General features: G+C 72.2%; 21 protein-coding genes. 9 read left to right on the top strand and 12 right to left on the bottom strand.

The window, feature by feature from the left end:
* Window positions 1-3: 3 nt before the first annotated feature.
* Together OG852_RS03805 and OG852_RS03800 are read right to left on the bottom strand one after the other, a co-directional pair.
* Window positions 4-1,824, bottom strand: a complete 1,821-nt coding sequence (locus OG852_RS03805; RefSeq protein WP_330347075.1) for a PEP-utilizing enzyme — start codon at window positions 1,822-1,824, stop codon at window positions 4-6.
* Between the two features lie 68 nt (window positions 1,825-1,892).
* The gene (locus tag OG852_RS03800) at window positions 1,893-3,968 is read right to left on the bottom strand and encodes an acetoacetate--CoA ligase (protein ID WP_330347074.1); all 2,076 of its coding nucleotides are present in this window, start codon (window positions 3,966-3,968) and stop codon (window positions 1,893-1,895) included.
* Window positions 3,969-4,088: 120 nt separating this feature from the next.
* Here OG852_RS03800 and OG852_RS03795 point away from each other — a divergent pair, with 120 nt between their 5' ends.
* On the top strand, window positions 4,089-4,895 hold the full coding sequence (locus OG852_RS03795) for an IclR family transcriptional regulator domain-containing protein (RefSeq protein ID WP_133916086.1): 807 nt from the start codon (window positions 4,089-4,091) through the stop codon (window positions 4,893-4,895).
* A 278-nt stretch (window positions 4,896-5,173) separates the two neighbouring features.
* Here OG852_RS03795 and OG852_RS03790 read toward each other — a convergent pair whose 3' ends face one another.
* Complete coding sequence (locus OG852_RS03790) at window positions 5,174-5,752, bottom strand: TetR/AcrR family transcriptional regulator (RefSeq protein WP_330347073.1); 579 nt, start codon at window positions 5,750-5,752, stop codon at window positions 5,174-5,176.
* Between the two features lie 90 nt (window positions 5,753-5,842).
* Between OG852_RS03790 and OG852_RS03785 the strand changes: the two genes are divergently transcribed.
* Window positions 5,843-6,289, top strand: coding sequence for a DUF1772 domain-containing protein (locus tag OG852_RS03785; protein ID WP_330347072.1), 447 nt, complete (start codon window positions 5,843-5,845; stop codon window positions 6,287-6,289).
* A 143-nt stretch (window positions 6,290-6,432) separates the two neighbouring features.
* Here OG852_RS03785 and OG852_RS03775 read toward each other — a convergent pair whose 3' ends face one another.
* Entirely contained in the window at window positions 6,433-6,825 is a 393-nt protein-coding gene (locus OG852_RS03775) for a hypothetical protein (protein ID WP_330347071.1), read from the bottom strand.
* 239 nt (window positions 6,826-7,064) lie between these two features.
* On the opposite strand from OG852_RS03775, the gene OG852_RS03770 reads away from it, so the two are divergent.
* Window positions 7,065-7,649, top strand: a complete 585-nt coding sequence (locus OG852_RS03770) for a sigma-70 family RNA polymerase sigma factor (protein WP_133916082.1) — start codon at window positions 7,065-7,067, stop codon at window positions 7,647-7,649.
* Window positions 7,646-8,398: an anti-sigma factor gene (locus tag OG852_RS03765; protein WP_330347070.1), complete on the top strand. Its 753-nt coding sequence runs from the start codon at window positions 7,646-7,648 to the stop codon at window positions 8,396-8,398. The genes OG852_RS03770 and OG852_RS03765 overlap by 4 nt, the downstream gene beginning before the upstream one ends.
* 34 nt (window positions 8,399-8,432) lie before the next feature.
* On the opposite strand, the gene OG852_RS03760 is transcribed toward OG852_RS03765, so the two are convergent.
* The 6 genes from OG852_RS03760 to OG852_RS03735 all read right to left on the bottom strand — a co-directional run bounded on the left by OG852_RS03760 (window position 8,433) and on the right by OG852_RS03735 (window position 13,527).
* Window positions 8,433-9,095 (bottom strand): alpha/beta hydrolase, encoded by a 663-nt coding sequence (locus tag OG852_RS03760; RefSeq protein WP_330351386.1) that lies wholly within the window; start codon window positions 9,093-9,095, stop codon window positions 8,433-8,435.
* A gap of 71 nt (window positions 9,096-9,166) precedes the next feature.
* Complete coding sequence (locus OG852_RS03755; RefSeq protein WP_330347069.1) at window positions 9,167-9,994, bottom strand: DUF1295 domain-containing protein; 828 nt, start codon at window positions 9,992-9,994, stop codon at window positions 9,167-9,169.
* Window positions 9,991-10,227 (bottom strand): hypothetical protein, encoded by a 237-nt coding sequence (locus OG852_RS03750; protein WP_330347068.1) that lies wholly within the window; start codon window positions 10,225-10,227, stop codon window positions 9,991-9,993. Before OG852_RS03750 ends, OG852_RS03755 begins: the two co-directional genes overlap by 4 nt.
* Window positions 10,224-11,495 carry a class I SAM-dependent methyltransferase gene (locus tag OG852_RS03745; protein ID WP_330347067.1) on the bottom strand — a complete coding sequence of 424 codons (1,272 nt, stop codon included), beginning with the start codon at window positions 11,493-11,495 and terminating at the stop codon, window positions 10,224-10,226. Before OG852_RS03745 ends, OG852_RS03750 begins: the two co-directional genes overlap by 4 nt.
* Complete coding sequence (locus OG852_RS03740; protein ID WP_208117295.1) at window positions 11,492-12,226, bottom strand: DUF1365 domain-containing protein; 735 nt, start codon at window positions 12,224-12,226, stop codon at window positions 11,492-11,494. Before OG852_RS03740 ends, OG852_RS03745 begins: the two co-directional genes overlap by 4 nt.
* A complete protein-coding gene (locus OG852_RS03735; RefSeq protein ID WP_133916077.1) occupies window positions 12,223-13,527 on the bottom strand; it encodes an NAD(P)/FAD-dependent oxidoreductase in 1,305 nt (434 codons plus the stop codon). The genes OG852_RS03740 and OG852_RS03735 overlap by 4 nt, the downstream gene beginning before the upstream one ends.
* A 226-nt stretch (window positions 13,528-13,753) precedes the next feature.
* Between OG852_RS03735 and OG852_RS03730 the strand changes: the two genes are divergently transcribed.
* Together OG852_RS03730 and OG852_RS03725 are read left to right on the top strand one after the other, a co-directional pair.
* On the top strand, window positions 13,754-13,957 hold the full coding sequence (locus OG852_RS03730) for a hypothetical protein (protein ID WP_330347066.1): 204 nt from the start codon (window positions 13,754-13,756) through the stop codon (window positions 13,955-13,957).
* Window positions 13,958-14,510: 553 nt separating this feature from the next.
* Window positions 14,511-15,557, top strand: coding sequence for a 2-oxoglutarate and iron-dependent oxygenase domain-containing protein (locus OG852_RS03725; protein WP_133916076.1), 1,047 nt, complete (start codon window positions 14,511-14,513; stop codon window positions 15,555-15,557).
* A gap of 74 nt (window positions 15,558-15,631) precedes the next feature.
* On the opposite strand, the gene OG852_RS03720 is transcribed toward OG852_RS03725, so the two are convergent.
* On the bottom strand, window positions 15,632-15,781 hold the full coding sequence (locus OG852_RS03720) for a hypothetical protein (RefSeq protein WP_330351638.1): 150 nt from the start codon (window positions 15,779-15,781) through the stop codon (window positions 15,632-15,634).
* 242 nt (window positions 15,782-16,023) lie between these two features.
* On the bottom strand, window positions 16,024-16,686 hold the full coding sequence (locus OG852_RS03715) for a type III effector protein (protein ID WP_330347065.1): 663 nt from the start codon (window positions 16,684-16,686) through the stop codon (window positions 16,024-16,026).
* A 128-nt stretch (window positions 16,687-16,814) separates the two neighbouring features.
* Between OG852_RS03715 and OG852_RS03710 the strand changes: the two genes are divergently transcribed.
* The 3 genes from OG852_RS03710 to OG852_RS03700 all read left to right on the top strand — a co-directional run bounded on the left by OG852_RS03710 (window position 16,815) and on the right by OG852_RS03700 (window position 18,298).
* Window positions 16,815-17,246: an Hsp20/alpha crystallin family protein gene (locus OG852_RS03710; RefSeq protein ID WP_330347064.1), complete on the top strand. Its 432-nt coding sequence runs from the start codon at window positions 16,815-16,817 to the stop codon at window positions 17,244-17,246.
* Between the two features lie 80 nt (window positions 17,247-17,326).
* Window positions 17,327-17,773, top strand: coding sequence for a DUF2267 domain-containing protein (locus OG852_RS03705; RefSeq protein ID WP_330347063.1), 447 nt, complete (start codon window positions 17,327-17,329; stop codon window positions 17,771-17,773).
* Between the two features lie 156 nt (window positions 17,774-17,929).
* Entirely contained in the window at window positions 17,930-18,298 is a 369-nt protein-coding gene (locus OG852_RS03700) for a bleomycin resistance protein (RefSeq protein WP_330347062.1), read from the top strand.
* The last annotated feature ends 25 nt before the right edge of the window (window positions 18,299-18,323 follow it).

The raw sequence follows: 18,323 nt of genomic DNA, 5'->3' as shown, positions 1-18,323 counted from the left end.
CGCTCAGTCGAGGATGGTGACGATGCCGCGGTCGCCGTCCACGCGCAGCCGCTGGCCGGTGGTGATCCGCTTGGTGGCGTGGCCGGTGCCGACGACGGCGGGCAGTCCGTACTCGCGGGCCACGATCGCCGCGTGCGACATGGTGCCGCCGATGTCCGAGACGGCGGCCGCGATCTTGCCGAAGACCGGGCCCCAGCTGGGCGCGGTCACCGGACAGACCAGCACGTCACCCTCCTGCACCTGCCCGATGTCGTTGGCGCTCAGCAGCACCCGGGCGGTGCCCTCGACCACGCCCGGCGAGGCGGCGAACCCGCGCACCTCGTGGTCGCCGTCCGTGACCGGAGTGGACCAGGCCTGGATGGTCTCGGCGGTGATGCCCCACAGCATGCGGACCGCCGGGTCGTTGAGCGCCTCGGGCACCGGTCCCAGCGCGGGCGGCGGGGACCAGCCCGCGAGCGCGTCCAGCATCCGCTTACGCTCCGCGACCGTCTTGCGCACATGGGCCGCGCCCGCCGGTCCGCTGCCGGCCGCCCAGGCGAGCATCACGTCGGTCAGGGCCTGGCCGACCTCGGTGTGGCTCAGCTGGAAGACGTCCTCGACGTCGGCCAGGACGCCCTGGTCGCGCAGCAGGGCGCCGAACTCGCGGACCTTGGCGAAGAACTTCGTGGTGAAGTAGTGCTCGCAGTAGAAGTTGTGGTCCTCGACGAAGGGGAACACCGCGCGGGCCAGGCCCAGCATCTGGTCGAAGGCGGCCCGCTCCTCCTCGCCGGCCAGCAGGGAGCGGTACTCCTGGGCGATCCGTTCGCGCTCGGCCGTGAGCTGTTCGGTGGGGCGGTCGAGCAGCTCGCCTCTCCTGGCCTGGTCGACATAGCCGGGCAGCGCGGCGAAGGGCACCGTGAGGTCGTCGTTCCAGCTGCGGTGGTGGTGGTAGAAACCGGCTCCGGTCGACATGTTGAACCACGGCTCGCGCGCGTCGTCCATGGCCTCCAGCCAGCGCCGGCCCCCGTCCCCGCGGGCGGCGAGCGCGGCCAGTACCTTCTCCGGGTCGCAGCCCTCCACGAAGAGATCGTCTACGCCGTACTCGACCGCACGCTTCGCCAGCTTCTTCAGCTCGTCGTCCGGGCGGTAGAGGATGACGTCGATCCCCGCGACCATACGGGCCACGTCCTGGTCGGGGATCTCCGGGAACGACGTCTTGCAGAACTCGAAGAACACCACGTAGGCGCCGTAGCCGAGCATCAGGAACTCCGAGTGGTGGTGCCACATCGTGGAGTACAGGTCGATCAGCCGGTGGTAGTTCTCGCGGACGTAGTGGTTCTGGGCCACGCCCTTGGCCTGGAACACGACCTCCGGGTCCTCGAACTCGGGCAGCCGGGGCACCTCGATCCGCTGGACCTCGTCGATCAGGGCGGTGACGCGGGTGACCCAGCCCTGGTAGAGCTCGTCCCAGTTCTCGTAGTAGTGGCCCGCCCGCTCGCTGAACACCGCGAGCCTGCGCTGGATCTCCTCGGGGTCGGTGACCGGGTTGGCGGTGATGTACACCCGGCCGTTGACGATGCGGTGCTCGATGCCGAGCGTGGTGGGGAAGACGAACATGCGCGCGGTGTTGGCGCCGAGCGCGGTGTAGGGCGCCTCCGCCGTGATGGCGTCGAACGCGGGCATCGGCTCGGGGAAGTGCATCGCGTTGTAGAACCAGAACCGCTGGTCGTCCTCGGGCTGGAACCGGGTGTAGTACGGGTACATCGACGCCCAGTCTTCGGCGCCCGCCACCTCGGTCAGCTCCGAGGGCAGGGGGAAGCGGGGGGCGGGTCCGGCATCGTTCACGGTGCTCTCCAGGGTGTGCGGCTCATGCGGTAGGGAGCGGGTGGCGGAGAAGGGTTGCGGCTTGCGGCTCAGACGGAGGCGGTGGCCAAGGGGTAGTCGCGCTGGGTACGGGCGTAATGGGCGAGGGCGTCGAGGGCGCGCGGGTCGGCCACCGCGCTGCGGTCGGCGGCCTGCTCGACGGGCGTGCCGAGGAGGATCCGGCGCGCCGGCACCTCGAGCTTCTTGCCGGTCAGGGTGGTGGGGACGGCCGGAACCTGGATGATTCGGTCCGGCACGTGGCGGGGGCTGTACTCCCGGCGGAGCCGGTCCCGGATCGTCCGCTCCAGGCCGGCGTCGAGGGTGACGCCTTCGCCCAGGGCCACGAACAGCGGCATGAAGAAATGCTCCTCCGGCAGGTCGAGGCTGACCACCAGGGCGCCGGTGACCTCGTCCAGGGCCTCGACGACCCGGTAGATCTCCGCGGTGCCGATACGCACGCCCTGCCGGTTGAGCGTGGCGTCGGAGCGGCCCAGCACGAAGCAGCCGCCGCGGGAGTTGACCTTGAAGAAGTCGCCGTGCCGCCAGACGCCCGGGAAGTCCTCGAAGTACGTCCGCCGATAGCGCTCGTCCCCGTCCGGGCCCCAGAACGTCACCGGCATGGAGGGCAGCGGCTCCGTGATCACCAGCTCGCCGACCTCGTCGACGACCCGGCGGCCCTGCTCGTCGTAGGCGTGCGCGGCGACCCCCAGCGACCGCGCCTGTATCTCGCCTGCGTACACGGGAAGGGTGGGCACCCCGCCGACGAAGCCGGTGCAGCAGTCGGTGCCGCCGCTGCCGGTGGCGATCCACAGGTCCGGCTTGACATGGTCGTAGAACCAGGCGGTGCACTGGGGCGACACCGGGGAGCCGGCGGGCATGACCGTGCGCAGGGCGGACAGGTCGTACCGTTCGCCGGGGACGATGCCGGCCTTGGCCATGAGGTCGACATAGGCCGGGCTGGCGCCGAAGAAGGTGGCCCGGGTGTCCTGCGCGATCCGCCACAGCACGTCCGGCTCGGGGTGGGCGGGGTTGCCGTCGTAGAGCACCGGGCAGGCCCCGACCAGCAGGGAACTGATCAGGAAGTTCCACATCATCCAGCCGGTGGTGGTGAAGAACATCGGCCGGTCTCCGCCGCGCAGGTCCATGTGGAAGGTCTGCAGCTTCAGCTGCTCCAGCAGGATGCCGCCGTGTCCGTGCACGATCGCCTTGGGCAGTCCCGTGGTGCCCGAGGAGAACAGCACCCACAAGGGGTGGTCGAAGGGGACGTGCTCGAAGACGAAGTGCTCGGCGGGTACGGGCGGGTGGTCGAGGACCTCGTCCCACAGCGACTCGCCCTCCGAGGCCGGCGGGATGTCCCCGTCGGCCGGGCAGGGAACGCGGATGACGTGCTCCAGCCCGGGCAGGGCCTGCGCGATGTCACGCGCTTCCCGCCTGCGGTCGAAGAACCTCCCCCCGTAGCGGTAGCCGTCGGCGCAGAACAGGACCTTGGGCCGGAGCTGGCCGAAGCGGTCCACGACGCCTCGCGAACCGAAATCGGGGGAGGCGCTCGCCCACACGGCGCCGATGGCCGTCGTCGCGAGCATCGCGACCGCGGCCTGCGGCACGTTCGGCAGATACCCGCAGACCCGGTCGCCGGCACGCACCCCGAGGGCCCGCAACCGGGTCGCCAGCACGCGGACCTGGCCCGCGAAGTCCTCCCACGGCATCCCGGCCGGAGCGGCGCCCTCTGAGCAGAACACCAGGGCGTCGGCGCCCGGACGCTCGTGGCGCAGGACGTGCTCGGCGTAGTTCAGCCGCGCCCCGGGAAACCATCGGGCCCCGGGCATGTCCCGGTCGCCGAGCACCGCGGAGTACGGGGCCGTGGAGCGGACGTCGAAGTAGTCCCACAGGGCGCCCCAGAAACCCTCCAGGTCGGTGACGGACCAGTGCCACAGGGCGTCGTAACCGTGGAACCGCAGCCCCCGTTCCCGGGACAGCCAGTCCGCGAACCGCGTCACGTTGGCCTCGGCGACCCATCGCGCACCAGGCGTCCACAGCAGCTCACCTTCGGCCACCACGGCGGGACCGCCGGTCGCACCGGGCCCTGGACCAGTGGCAGGGGAACCCCCTGCTGCCTCGACGGCCATGTCGCCTCCTCGCGTCAGTGAGGGAACGGTCCACGACGAGCCATGACGCGAGCAACAGTTGCCTGCCGGCTTTTCACGTGGTGAAATCCAGGCCCCGTCTCCGCAGGTGAGGGTGGTCCCGTGCGTCAGTACCAGGTGAAGACGATCAGTTCTCTGGAGCGTGGCCTGCGGGTGCTGAGGGCTCTGGAGGAGATGCGCGCGGCGAGCCTGCACGACCTGCACCAGGTCACCGGTATCCCCAAAGCCACCCTGATCCGCATCCTCCACACCTGCAACCAGCAGGGCCTGGTGTGGCAGCGGCTCGCCGACGGGGCCTTCGTCGCGAGCCTCCGACCGCAGCGGGCCCCGCACAACGACGCCGAGCGGCTCGGCGAGCTGGCCTCCTCGGTCCTGGAAGAACTGTGCGAGCGCGTCATGTGGCCCTCCGTGCTGACCGTGCCCCGGCTGGACTACATGGAGACGATCGACACCAACAGCCCCAAGGCGTACTTCGACGAGGTCGTCCCCGTCGCCCCGATCGGTTTCCGTTCGCACATGCTGCTCGGCGCCTCGGGCAGGGCCTACGTCGCCTTCTGCCCGGAGCGGGAACGGGAAGCGGTCCTGCGCCGCCTCCGCGAACACGACGCTCCCGGCAACGCGTACGCCCATGACCCGAGGTGGCTCCAGCGTCTGCTGTCGACCATCAGGTCCCGCGGATACAGCGTGCGCGCACCGGAGTACGACTTCGACGGCCGCAACTCGATCGCCGTGCCGATCCGTGTGCACGGGGAGGTCCTGGGATGCGTCAACGTCACCTGGCGCAAGACGGTCATGTCCGCCCAGGAAGTGGTGCGCCGACACCTGGACGATCTGCAGACCGCGGCACACACGATCGAGGAGCGGGTGTCAGCCGACGTCCCGCACCGACCCGGGAGCACGAAGAAGTAGCGGGCGGCGCGCAGGAAGGTCACGGTGTTGAAGACCTTGTGGGCCGGTACGGGGTCGACGCTGCCGTCGGGCGTCGGGGCGAGACTGCCTCCTGCGGTCGGTCGCGCCACCACGCAGAAGGTGTCCAGGGACAGTCGGCTCAGGGCCCCCAGGTGTCCAGGAGACAGTCGGCCCAGGGCCCCGCGGTCTTGTAGATCCTCGTAGCAGTCGGGAGAGCACTCCCTCAGCGTCTTCTCCAGGTACCGATGCGGTCGCGCCGTGCCTGCCGGGGCGGTGTGTCAGACCACGGCGAGCCGGTCCACCAGCAGCTTCACCCGCGACTCGGTGTGCTCCGGCGGCAGCCGTCCCGACCGGGTCAGGGTCGCCACCCCGTGCAGGGACGCCCAGAACACCTCCGTGAACAGTGCCGGGTCGACGCCGTCCCCGGCCACCTCGCCGAGGCACTCCAGCAGGGCGGCGAAAGCGTCCTTGAGAGGTTCCGGGGTGTCCTCCTGCGCGTACGCGAGACCGCCGTCGAGCTGGAAGATGGCGTCGTAGACCGCCGGGTTGCGTGCGGCGAAGTCGAGGTAGGCGTGCGCGAGGGCGGCGACCCGCTCGCGCGGGCCGTCCACGGCGGCGGTCGCGGCCCGCACCGCCACGGCCATCTCGGTGGCGCCCTGGAGGGCGACGGCGCCGATGATCTCGCGCTTGCCGCGGAAGTGGCTGTAGAGGACGGGCTGGCTGTACTCGATGCGTTCGGCGAGCCGGCGGGTGGTGACCGCGTCCCAGCCCTGCTGCTCGGCGAGTTCACGGGCCGTCGCCACGATGAGGCGCTCGCGCTCCGCGCGTTCGCGTTCCTTGCGTTCCTGTACCGACATGATGTGATCCTAGCACCGCTAGACAAGAGAGCGGCAGCAGTACTAGCGTTGCCTCATCAGCTAGCAGCGCTAGATTGTCAGGGGGTAGTCATGCTCAACGCACTCGAGGTCGTCACCACCGTCGTCGTCGGCGTGATGGTGGGGGTGGAGTTCTCCGTCGCCTTCGTCATGAACCGGATCCTCGACGCCCTCCCGGAGGACAGCGGCCAACTCGGCCACGCCCACGGCGGCCGGATGCTCGGCGCGGTGATGCCGGTCTGGTACATCGGCTCGCTCGTCCTCGTCGGCATCTGGGCCGTCGCCGGACGGCACCACGACGGCACCGGCCTCGTCGTCACGGCTGGCGCGCTGCTGATCCTCAGCGTGGTCATGTCGGTTCTGCTGCTCGTCCCGATCAACAACCGGAACAAGACGTGGACCCCCGACAACCGGCCCGCCGACTGGAAGCAGCAGCTGAACCGCTGGCAGCGTTTCCACTACCTCCGCGTCGCCGTCATCATCTCCGCCTTCGCCCTGCTGGTCGCCGCCCTCGCCTGAACCCTCGCGCCGGTACGCGACATCCGCCACCGACACCGGCCACCAGGCCCTCGCGCTGGTCCGCGACGTCTCCGACGAGGACCGGGTCCCCGCCGCCGTCGACCGCACCGTGGACGCCTTGGAGCCGTGGCGATTCGTGTGTCCTACCAGTATGTTGCCGGTCCCGTGAGGACCCAGCCGGCGGCGGTGGGCTTGACCCAGAAGCCCAAGGCCACCTCGATCATCTGCGCCCGGTAGGTGATCTCGACGTTGACATGGCTGCCGGTGTGGCCCCAGTGGAAGTCCGCGAGATCGAGTTCGCCGAGCCAGGACAGGTCCCGCTCCCACGCAGCGGCAGCAGCACTGCCGTTCGCCTCGTCCCCCTCGGCGCTCGTTCCCACGGAGCCGGTCCACAGCGATGTGAGCACATGCGGGACCGAGTAGTGGTCGATGAGCTGTGCGGCCTCGGGGATCCTCCCGGCTCGGAGCAGGCTGAAGTAGCGGCGAACGACCGCTTCGACCTCGGTCTTGGCAGGGCGTTCCGTCCAGATCTTCACCGCGAGATCATACGAGCGGTGATGTCACCGAGCAGTGTTGCCCGGAACACTCATCGCGCCAGCCGCGTCAGGCATTTCTCAGCACCGGATTGACGGTGCCGATGCCGATGCCAACAGCATGATCGCCGCGCTCCCCAGGACCAACTTTCCTCGCACTCGAGTGGCTTCCACCGCAACCAATCCGGGCCCCCGACCGGAACGGATTACGCCCGGACATGTCCCGACGGTGGAGGCCCTCGGTGAAAGAAGCAGTGCACATCGGAAGAAACCCCTCGACGGAACCCGACCTGCAGGGCCTGCTCGGCCAGGTGGCGCTGGGGGACGAAGAGGCGTTCGCCGGCGTCTACGACGCCGTGGCGGGTCCGGTGCTGGGAGTCGTACGCGCCGTTCTACGTGATCACGCGCAGTCGGAGGAGGTCGCCCAGGAGGTCCTCGTCGAGGTGTGGCGGACCGCTCCCCGGTACCGCCCCGACCGCGGTACGGCGATCAACTGGATCCTCACCCTCGCCCACCGCCGCGCGGTCGACCGGGTGCGCTCGGTCGACGCCGCGGCGGCCCGGGACCACAGGGCCGCGCTGCTGGACCGGGTCCCCGAGTACGACGAGGTGGCCGAGCACGTCGAGGCGCGGCTGGAACGGGAACAGGTGCGGCGCTGTGTGCGCACCCTGACCGACATCCAGCGCCAGGCGGTCACGCTGGCGTACTACCGCGGCCTGACCTACCGCGAGGTGGCGGAGGCGCTGCACCTTCCGCTCGGGACCGTCAAGACCCGACTGCGCGACGGGCTGATCCGGCTGCGCGACTGCCTGGGGGTGACCGCGTGACCACCGTCGACCTGCACCGGCTGACGGGCGCCTACGCCCTGCACGCCCTGTCCGACCGCGAGAACGTCTCCTTCGAGCGCCATCTCGCCCGGTGCGAAGCGTGCGCGCAGGAGGCGGCCGAACTGCGCGCGACGGCCGCCCGTCTCGGGCTCGCCGCCACCACCGTGCCCTCCCCCGCACTGCGCGAGCACGTACTGCGCCGGATCACCACCGTCCGGCAGGACGCGCCCGGGACGGCCCACGAACCGCAGCCCGCGCGCGCCGGCCGCCGGGCCCGGCTGCTGACCCGGTGGGCGCTCGCCGCCTGCCTCGCCGCGGCGGCCGCGCTCGGCGGGACCGCCGTCTGGGAGCACCAGCGGGCCGAGGACGCCGGCGAGCGGGCCCACCGCGCCGCCGGCACGGCGGACGAGATCGCCGCCGTGCTCGCCGCGCCGGACGCCCGCACCCGGGCCGCGGAACTCGGCGACGGGGCCACCGGTGCCGTCGTCGTCTCCCGGGAACTCGACAAGGCCGTGTTCGTGGTGTCGGGGATGACACCTCCGCCCGGCGGCAAGGTCTACCAGCTCTGGTTCGACGACGCCGGGAGCATGCGGTCGGCGGGGCTGATGGACCCCGGCCGCAGCGACCAGGCCGTCCTGCTGCGCGGCGCCGTGGACGGGGCCTCGGGGATGGGCATCACGGTCGAACCCCGGGGCGGTTCGCGGGAGCCGACCTCCGAGCCGGTCGCCCTGATGACGCTGCCCGCCTGAGCGCCGCCCGGGAACCGAGAGGGGGGCGGCGTGGTCAGAGCTCCGGGAAGGCGCCGGCGCCGTAGCACTCCTCGGGCAGCGGGTCGGGCACCTCGTCGGGGTCGAGCAGATGGGCCACCACGGCCGCGGCGGTCAGATGCCAGAAACGGTGGCGGCGCAGCAGCGCGTGGTCACCGTCGGCCACGAGGGCCATCCCGGCCCGTGCCGCCGTGCCCTGCGCCCGATGGACGCAGTCGGCCGTCGCGGCGGGGGAGGTGACACGGTCCCGCGCACCGTGCAGGGCGACGATCCGGCGGCCCGCCACCTGCTCGACCGGCTCGCCGGCGGGCCACCACGGGGCGAGGGCGAGCACACCGTGGACCTGGGGGTGACCCGCGGCGCGCAGGGCGGCCCGGCCGCCCATGGAGTGGCCCAGCAGCACCGTGGGGACGGGGCCCGCGAGGCGGGCGAGGTCGTGCAGCGCCCGCCGGGCGTCCCGTGCCGGGTCGGCGCGTGTGCCGTTCCAGCCGCGGAGGCGGTAACGGACCTGCCCCACCAGGACGTCCTGGTGGGGCAGCGCGGCGGTCACCGCCCTCACGATCGGGTCCATGCGCAGCGCGGCCAGCTGCCAGGGCCGGGTGGGCCGCTCGCTGTCCGCCTGCCCGCCGTGCAGCACCAGGACCGCCGCCCGCGGCCGGGGCGGACACCGGCGCACCATCAGCGCGGAGTCCGCCCGGGCGGCGGGCCGCCCCGTCTCCCGCCGTTCCCCGGGCTCGTGGGAAGGCACGGTCACGAGGGCCTCCGACCGCCGGTCCGGTCCCGCTTCGGCGGGCGGGGGAAGAAGCCGCTGGTGCGGGCCGTGTACTCGGCGAAGCCGGGCCGGTCGGCCATGTGCCGTTCCAGGAGCCGCTTCCCGCTGCCGCGGATCAGCAGCAGACTCATCACCACCGGGGACACGACGGACACGGCGGCGGCCGCCGGTGAGTCGCACGCGAGCAGGAACAGGCCCCACCACACACAGAAGTCCCCGAAGTAGTTGGGGTGCCGGGTCCACGACCACAGGCCCCGGTCCATGATCGCGCCCCGGTTGGCGGGGTCGGCCTTGAACCGGGCGAGCTGGGCGTCCCCGACCGCCTCGAAGCCCAGGCCCACCGCCCACAGCGCGGTACCGGCCCAGGCGAACAGGGAAGGCGGCCCCGGTACGTACTGCGCCGCCTGCACGGGCAGCGACACCAGCCACACCAGGGCGCCCTGGAGCAGGTACACCAACCGCAGGGCGTACGCGTTCCGGTTGCCGGGGGCCTTGGCCAGCATCGCCTCGTAGCGCGGATCCTCGCCGTGGCCCCGGCCGCGGCGGGCGATGTGCGCGGCGAGCCGCAGCCCCCACACCGCGGTCAGCACCGTGACCAGAACGCGCCGGCCGAGGTCCCCGTGTCCGGCGGAGGCCGCGAACGTCACGGCGGCGACGGCGGTGAATCCGATGCCCCAGGCGACGTCCACGATCCGGTGCACGCCCGCCCGCACCGCGACGGCGAAGGTGACCAGCATGACGGCCAGGGCCGCGACGGCGGCCCACACGAGATTGAGCGCGAACGCGCCCCACGGGAAACCGCTCACGGCCTCTCCAGCCCCTCGTACCACTGGCGCGTGGCCGCCCGCAGGCCGAACTCGCGGCAGTTCGGCCCCGGCGTGGCCCGCTGCGCGTCGGCGGGCGGGCACGGGCCCCGCTCCCGGGCGCCGGGCTGCGGCGGCAGCCGGCACGGCGCGCGCCGGGAACGCGGCACGGCCACGGGCGCCCCGGCCGGGCCCGGCTCGCCGCCGTCCCGGGCGGCGGTCTGGAGGCTGGTCATCGGGCGGCGCCCTCCTTGGTGAACAGGTACTGCTGGACGTCGAGGTAACCGGCCCTGAACCCGGCCTCGGAGTAGGCGAGGTAGAAGGTCCACAGGCGGCGGAACGTCTCGTCGAAGCCGAGCGCCTCGACGTCCTCGGCGCGTTCGGTGAACCGCTCCCGCCACAGACGCAGGGTCTCCGCGTAGTGGGCACCGAAGGCGTCGCGGCGCGCCGGGCGCAGCCGGGTGTGGTCGCGGACGGTCTCCTCGATCGCCCGCGTGGAGGGGATGAGGCCGCCGGGGAAGACGTACTTGTGGATCCAGGTGAAGGTGTCCCGTCCGGCGAGCATCCGCTCGTGCGGCATGGTGATCGCCTGGAGCGCCGCCCGGCCGCCGGGCACCAGCCGTTCGTCCAGGGTGCGGAAGTACACCGGCCAGAACTCCGCGCCGACCGCCTCGATCATCTCCACGCTGACCGCGGCGTCGTACTCCCCGCCCGCTTCGCGGTAGTCGCACAGGTCGATACGGACGCGGTCCGCAAGGCCGGCCGCGCGCACGCGCTCCAGGGCCAGGGCCCGTTGTTCCCGCGAGAGGGTGAGCGAGGTGACCCGGGCGCCGCGTGCGGCGGCCCGCAGGGCCAGTTCGCCCCAGCCGGTGCCGATCTCCAGCAGGCGGGTGCCCTCGCCCACGCCGGCCATGTCCAGCAGCCGGTCGATCTTGCGGTGCTGGGCGGCCGTGAGCAGGTCCCGGCTCGCCGGGAAGCCGCGGAAGACGGCCGAGGAGTAGGTGAGGGTGTCGTCGAGGAAGAGGGCGAAGAGGTCGTTGGACAGGTCGTAGTGGCGGCTGATGTTGGCACGGGAGCCGTCGGGCGTGTTGCGCTCGTCCCGCGGGTGCCGTGGCGCCCACAGGCCGCGCAGCCGCTGCAACGGGGCCGGGACGAGGTCGGCGGCGTGACCGGCGAGCACGGTCAGGGCGGCGACCAGGTCGGGGGCGTCCCACTCGCCGGCCATGTAGGACTCGCCGAAGCCGATCAGTCCGCTCGTGCCGATCCTGGTGTGGAAGGCGCGCGGGTCGTGGACCTCCAGCAGCGGCCCGCCCCCGCCGAGGGTGGCGGAGCCCGCGAACCGGGCCCGCAGGGGCAGCCCGCGCAGGGCCCGGCGCACCAGGGCCTCGGTCACGGCGGCACGGGCCCACGAGGCCGGCGGCACGGCGGCGACGTCCGGCCAGCGGACCGGATCGACGGCCGGGGCTCGGTCCTCGGGGGCGGTACGGGGCTCTGCTGTCCTCATGTCACGTTCTCCGGGGTGCGGTGGTCTTCGGGGCGGGGCTGGACGGGCAGCCCCCGCAGGTACAGGCGTATGCCGTGGGCCCGGATCGCGGCCGACACGACGAGAGTGGACCAGGGGTGGCGCAGCGCCAGACGCAGCAGGGCCGGGCCGTTCGCCGCACGCCGGGTACCCCGTACCGTCGCGGTCAGGGCCCGGCCGCCCTCGCGGTCGAGGTGCACGGTCAGGTCCAGGCCGTCCCCCGGCTCCGGCAGCCGCATGCGATAGCGGCCGTCGACCGGGAAGAACGGTGAGACGTAGAACTCCTTGCCGGTGTCCGCGGTCCCGGTGGCGTCCGGGAGCAGCAGGTAGCAGTGGCGCCCGCCGTAGGTGTTGTGCACCTCGGCGACCACGCAGCGCGGATCGCCGTCGGGGCCGTGGCACCAGTACAGGGTCAGCGGGTTGAAGACGTACCCGAGCACCCGGGCGTGGGTGAGCATCAGCACGCGTCCCCCGTCCAGCCGTATGCCGTGCGCGGCCAGGAAGGCCTCCAGGCCGGCGCGGATCGAGGGCTGGTCGCCGGTGAAGTGGTCGCGCGGATCGAACCGGGCGAGGGGTCCGAGCGGGCGCGGCAGCCGGGGCGGGCGGTCGGGGTCCACGAGCCACAGGTAGGTGCGGTGGCGCAGGGTGTAGCGGCGCGGCGCGGTCCGTACATGCGTGATCGTGCACGGATAGAGGGCGGGTACGGTGCTCACCAGCGGGCTCCCAGCGCGGCCGCGGCCTCGACGCCGGAGCGGCAGCCGTCCTCGTGGAACCCCCAGCCGTGGTACGCCCCCGCGAAGGCGCAGACGGCGGTGTTCAGCTCGTGCAGCCGCTGCTGCGCGGCCACCGACTCGGGCGTGTAGACGGGGTGTTCGTAGACCATACGGGCCAGCACCCGGCCGGGATCGACCCGGTCCTCCCCGCCCAGGGTGACCACGAACCGCTGGGCGGAGTCCAGGCGCTGCAGCCGGTTCATGTCGTAGCTGACCCGCACCCGGTCGGCGCCGGCCAGACAGGACGGCATGAGGTAGTTCCAGGAGGAACGGGCTCCGGCGGCGCGCGGCAGCAGCCGGGTGTCGGTGTGCAGGAGGGTGGTGTTGCGCGAGTAGCGGAACGCGCCGAGGACCTCCCGCTCCCGCGCGTCCGCGTCGGCGAGCAACCGCAGCGCCTGGTCCGGGTGGACCGCGATCACCACCGCGTCGTACGACTCGGTGCTGCCGTCCGCGGCCGTCACGTCGGCGCCGTCGGCACGGCGGCGCACGGCCCGGACCGGGGTGCTGGTGCGGACCTCCCCGATGTGCTTGGCGAGGCGGTCGACGTACTCGCGCGAACCGCCGGTGACCGTGCGCCACACGGGCGATCCGCCCACGGAGAGCAGGCCGTGGTGCTCCAGGAAGCGGAACAGGTAGGCGGCCGGATAGTGCTGGGCGGTTGCGGCGTCGCAGGACCACACGGCGGACACCACCGGTGTCATGAAGTGGCTGCGGAAGTAGGCGGAGAAGCCCTTCCGGTCCAGGAACTCACCGAGGGTGAGCGTGTCGTCGGCGCCCTCGGCCAGCAGCCGCCGGGCGGCCCGGTGGAAGGCCGGCACCTCGCTCAGCAGCCGCAGATACGCGCCGTGCAGCAGATTGCGGGGCCGGGCGAACAGTCCGGACGGGCCGCGGGCACCGGCGTACTCCAGGCCGCAGCCCTCGCACCGCACCGACATGCTCATCTCCGACTCCTGCGTGGCGACGCCGAGTTCGTCGAACAGGCGCAGCAGGTTCGGATAGGTGCGCCGGTTGTGCACGATGAATCCGGAGTCCACGCGGTGCACCCGCCCGTCGTACGGCGAGGCCAGTTCGTGGGTGTGCGCGTGTCCGCCGAGCCGGTCGTCGGCCTCGTACAGGGTGACGTGGCAGCCGCGGCCCAGGACGTAGGCGGCTGTCAGCCCCGCCACGCCCGAGCCCACCACCGCCGTCCGCCGTCCGTACGGTGCCGTCCGCCGGGGGGCGTCCCGTGACGTCCGCTCCATCGCTTCTCCTCCCGCCCTTGGCGATCAGGGTCTCCGCGTAATCCGGAGCGGAGCGGGCGATGGATTGGCCGCTTTCCCGTTCGGCGTCCGGGCGGTTCCTCCGGCGTCGCGCCGGGCCCCCGAGAGGGGCGGCAGGAGCGGCGGGCGTGGCCGGACGGCGTCGGCGCCGGAGCCGGCCGACGGCATGGGTCTCGGCGAAGTCCCAGACCGCGGAGAGGAGTTGTTCGTGCGCTGCGCGTCGGTGAGCGTGCCGGGGTCGAAGCGGAACTTCGAGGGGGCGTGGCCGGCCGGGGTGCGGACGCCCCACGAGGAGGCGCTGGCGCCGGTGGCGCGGTCGGTCGACCCCGTCGAGCGGGTCGCCTTCGCCTGCGAGTTCCTGCAGGCGCTGCGCGTTCGGCCGAACCCCGGATATTTGCGAGTGCGGAACTAGGTGAATTCGTAGTCGACCATTGATAGTTGAGGGTTGTAGAGTCGCAGCGTTCTTCCGATCAGGGAGGCCGTGCCGACGGTCTCGTGCTCCATCGCATACCCCCGAACCGTGAATCAAGAGCATGGGTGGTGAACACAGAGAATTCCATGAAGCGGACCTGCCTCCATCACCCGTTGGGCCGATCCCTCGCCTCGGTCGGCGTGCGTACCGAGAAACAAGCGAAATCGATCCGCTGCCGACTTTCTCCCCGATGGGAATTCGGCATTCTCGGACGGACATCGTGGCCGTAGAAAAATAGCTCCTCTCTGATCTCTTCGGAATCCCGGAGATCACTCACCCTTTCCCGCGGCAAACGCATACGCCGCCGCCCTGCCGGAAGACCCGACGCCGTCCGCACGCCGGACCGGCGACCCTCACCAGCGTCCGGCCTCGACACTCTCGTCGGCATGTCCCGCGCCCGCGGACCGCACCGCGTCCGCCTCTGCCGGCCCGCGTCGAGCCCGACCGCGGCTTCCTTCCCCTCGTCACCCGCACACCATCGAAGGGCACTGCCTTGACCGCTCTCGTGACGTTCGACATTCCCGACACCATCACCGGCACCCCCGAAGACGTCCGCCTCGGCCGGCGGATGATCGAGGCCTGGCAGCGCGACGGCATCTACCAGGTCGCCATCAGGCCCGAACAGCAGGGCGTGGTCGCCGACGCCTACGCGGCGAGCAGGAGCTTCTTCTCCCGGCCGCTCGCCGACAAGTCCCGGCACGTCAGCGAACTCAGCTACAGCGGCTACGTCGCCTCCGGCGAGGAGGTCACCGACGGCATCCAGGACGGCTCGGAGATCTTCACCGTCACCAAGGACGTGCCGCTCGACGACTCCCGGGTCGCCGAGAACTGGCCCTGCCACGGCCCCGTGCCCTGGCCGGACGAGACGTACCGGCACGCCATCAACGCCTACATGGAGCAGTCGGGAGATCTCGGCGAGCGGATCCTGCGGCTCACCGCGCTCGGACTCGGCCAGGACATCGACGCGTTCACCCGGCTGACCGACGACGGCTGGCACCACATGCGCGTCCTGCGCTTCCCGGCCGCGTCCGCGACCACCGACCGCGGCATCGGCGCCCACACCGACTACGGTCTGCTCGTCATCGCCACCCAGGACGAGGCCGGGCAGGCGCTGTACATCCGGCCGCCGATCGAGGGCGAGCGCCGCAACCGCAACTGGCTGCCGGAGGAGAGCGCGGCCGGGGTGTACGAGGACGACGACCGGTGGACGTACGTCCCGCCGGTCCCGCACACCTTCACCGTGTTCCCCGGTGACCTCTTCCAGTTCATCACGGGCGGCACCCTGCTCTCCACACCGCACAAGGTGAAGCTCGCCGACCGGGAGCGCTACGCCTTCGCGTACTTCCACGAGCCCAGCTTCCAGGCCGCGGCCCGCCCGCTCGACACCACGGACGACAGCGAAGTACTCCACTACGGCAGCCACTTCACGTCGATGTTCCTGCGCTGCTACCCGGACCGGGTCACGACGCGGCGGATCCACGCGGAGGACCGGCTGTCCGTCCTGGACAAGCTCAGGGAAGAGGCGACGGCCAGGCCCTGATCAGGGGCGGCCCGCCGTCGGTCGGCACCGGCCGGCGGCGGGCCGTTCAGGCCGGGGCGCCGCGTGCCCGGAGGTCACCTCTGCGGGCTGCTCGCCGGAAGCTCCCGTCCCAGGCGGGCCAGCGGGGACGCCGCCATCACCGTCGGCGAGATCATCATGCCCGCGGCCGTCACCAGGAGGCCGGTGCGCAGCCCCCACGCCCCCGTGCTCGGAAAACCGACCATGTGTCAGCTCCTCGTGGACGACTCACCGCTCCCGCACCCTAGTCGTGGACGCCACGACGCGAAAGGTGACCCCGCTACCACGATGAGGAGGGCGGCGCGAGCCGGGGTTGAGGCGGCCGGACCCGACCCACCGCGTCGGCGGTCGCGCCTGCGTGTACTCGTGGCGCTCCGCCCGGTCCCGGCCCGGCGGCGTGAAATCCCGTACCGCCACGGCCGCGGGTCCTCGGCCCGCACCGGTCTGCTCACTCGGCGGGGCTGATCGCCGCCTCCGCCGCGTCGGTGAGCGTGTCGAGGCGGGCGGTGAGGTCGGGGTGGGTGGTGGTGAGGTGGGGCCGAGTGGCGTTCAGGGGGCGGATGAGGGCGGCGGGATCGTCCTGGGCGAGGGCGTCGTGGAGCCGGCTCACCGGCAGGCGCGCCGTGGTGGGCAGGTCGGTGAGGGCCGTGATCTGACCGGCCAGGCGGCGGAGGTCGGCCGCGTTGCGGCGGGCCCAGGCGGCGAGCGCGCGGTCGCCGGCGCGGCGTTCGCGTGTGGCCTGGACGCGCTGTTCGCCGGTGGTTCCGGCGGGGCCGGGCCGGTTGCGCAGGTAGCGGCGCTCGGCGGCCTGGCGGCTGGCGACGCCGAGCGGCTGGGCGAGGTCGGCCCAACTGGCGCCCGCGCTTCGCGCTGTCTCGATCAGGTCGGTTTCCCAGCCGGCCAGCTGCTCGCGTACCTGCCGCAGCAGGAGCAGGGAAGCGAGGGCGGCCTCCGGACCCGTGGGTTCCGCAGAGGGGCCGCCGGGCGCGGGCCCCTGCCGGGCGGCACGCAGGGCGGTGTCGATGGCTTCCAGGGCCGCCGCCGCGGCGAGGAACGACGCCGGGCTCCGGGGGTCGTCAGGGGAAGACGCCGGGTGGTCCGCTGCGGTCATGGGCACCTCTCGCGTGTGCGTCGTCCATTCGGTGACATCGTGTTTGTCATCCATTGGATGACATGATACAACGGTTTCCGTGAGGCGCATTGGCAGCTACTGCCCGAATCTCCTGGAGGTGTTCCCCCATGTTGATGCGCACCGACCCCTTCCGTGAGCTCGACCGGCTGGCTCAGCATCTGACGGCCCCCGGCACCTGGTCGCGCCCGTCCGCGATGGCGATGGACGCCTATCGCGAGGGCGAGCACTACGTGGTCGCCTTCGACCTGCCGGGCGTCAGCCCCGAGGCGATCGACATCGACGTCGAGCGGAACATGCTGACGGTCAAGGCCGAGCGACGGCCCCTGCAGAAGGCCGACGACGTGCAGATGGAGCTGTCGGAGCGGCCGCTGGGCGTCTTCTCCCGCCAGCTCGTGCTCGCCGACACCCTGGACACCGAGCGCATCGAGGCCGACTACGAGGCCGGGGTGCTCACCCTGCGGATCCCGATCGCCGAGCGCGCCAAGCCCCGCAAGATCGCCGTCGCCTCGGGAACCTCCCGCAAGGAGATCTCCGGCTGACCCCCGGCGCCCCGGGCCGCTCCGAGCAGCGCCCGGGGCCGCACCGCACAGGTACGACGAACCCCGGCCACGGAAAGGCAATGACCGCAGTGATGTCCGACCAGCGCGCACCGCTTCCGCACCTGCCCGCGATGTCGTTCGAGCAGTTGCTGGAGAAGGTCCGTTACGAAGGCGCCTACCCGACCCGGGACCGGGCGGAGGAAGCTGTGCGCCTGGTCGTCTCAGGACTCGGGCGCCAGCTCACGGGCGAGGAACGCGTCGCCCTGGCCGCCCGCCTGCCCCGGGAGGCCGCGCGCCTCCTCGCCGAACAGATCCCCGACACCGAGCCCCTGACCGGGTGGGGCTTCGTCAAGGACCTCGCCGCCCGCAACGGAGCCTCCCTGGCCACCACCCGCTGGGACACCGGCGCGGTCCTCACCGCCGTCGCCGCCGCGGCCGGACCCGAGCTCCTCACCCGCATCCTGAGCCGGCTCCCCTCCGGCTACGCGCTCCTGTTCGGCCGCGCCGAACTCATCCAGGCCGCCTGAGCGTTCCCCCGGGGCAGGTTCCCCGCCACCCGATGTGCAGGGACCCAGCGACCGGGTCATGGTCGAGACGACGCGTGGGGCACGCCCGAGCGGAGCGGCCGGGAGCAACCGCTGAAACGCCCCGACTCCCGGCCGCGTCCGTGCCAGACTGGCCTCATGCCAGAGGTCACCTTCAGCAAGGTCGCGCCCGTCGTCCCGGTCCGGAACCTCGACGCCGCTCTGGAGAGGTACCGTCGTCTGGGCTTCGCGGCGCACGCCTACGAGGGGCCGGACCGCTATGGCTTCGTCGAGCGGGGCTCGGTCTCGGTCCACCTCAGTGAAGGGGCCGGGCACGACCCTCAGCGCACAGGGGCCGTCCTCTATCTCTACGTGAGCGACGCCGACGCCGTGTACGCCGACTGGAAGTCCTCCGGCGTCGAAGGCCGCTTCGCCGAGCCGGTGGACACACCGTACGCACTGCGCGAGTTCACCTACGTGGACGCCGACGGCACGGCACACCGTGTGGGGTCACCGCTGGCAACCTGAGCGCAGCCGGTAGTTCTGGGCACGG

The organism is Streptomyces sp. NBC_00582, assembly GCF_036345155.1.
GTDB lineage: Bacteria > Actinomycetota > Actinomycetes > Streptomycetales > Streptomycetaceae > Streptomyces.
The sequence above is the reverse complement of the archived record's forward strand: the minus strand, read 5'-3'. Positions and strand labels throughout refer to the sequence as shown.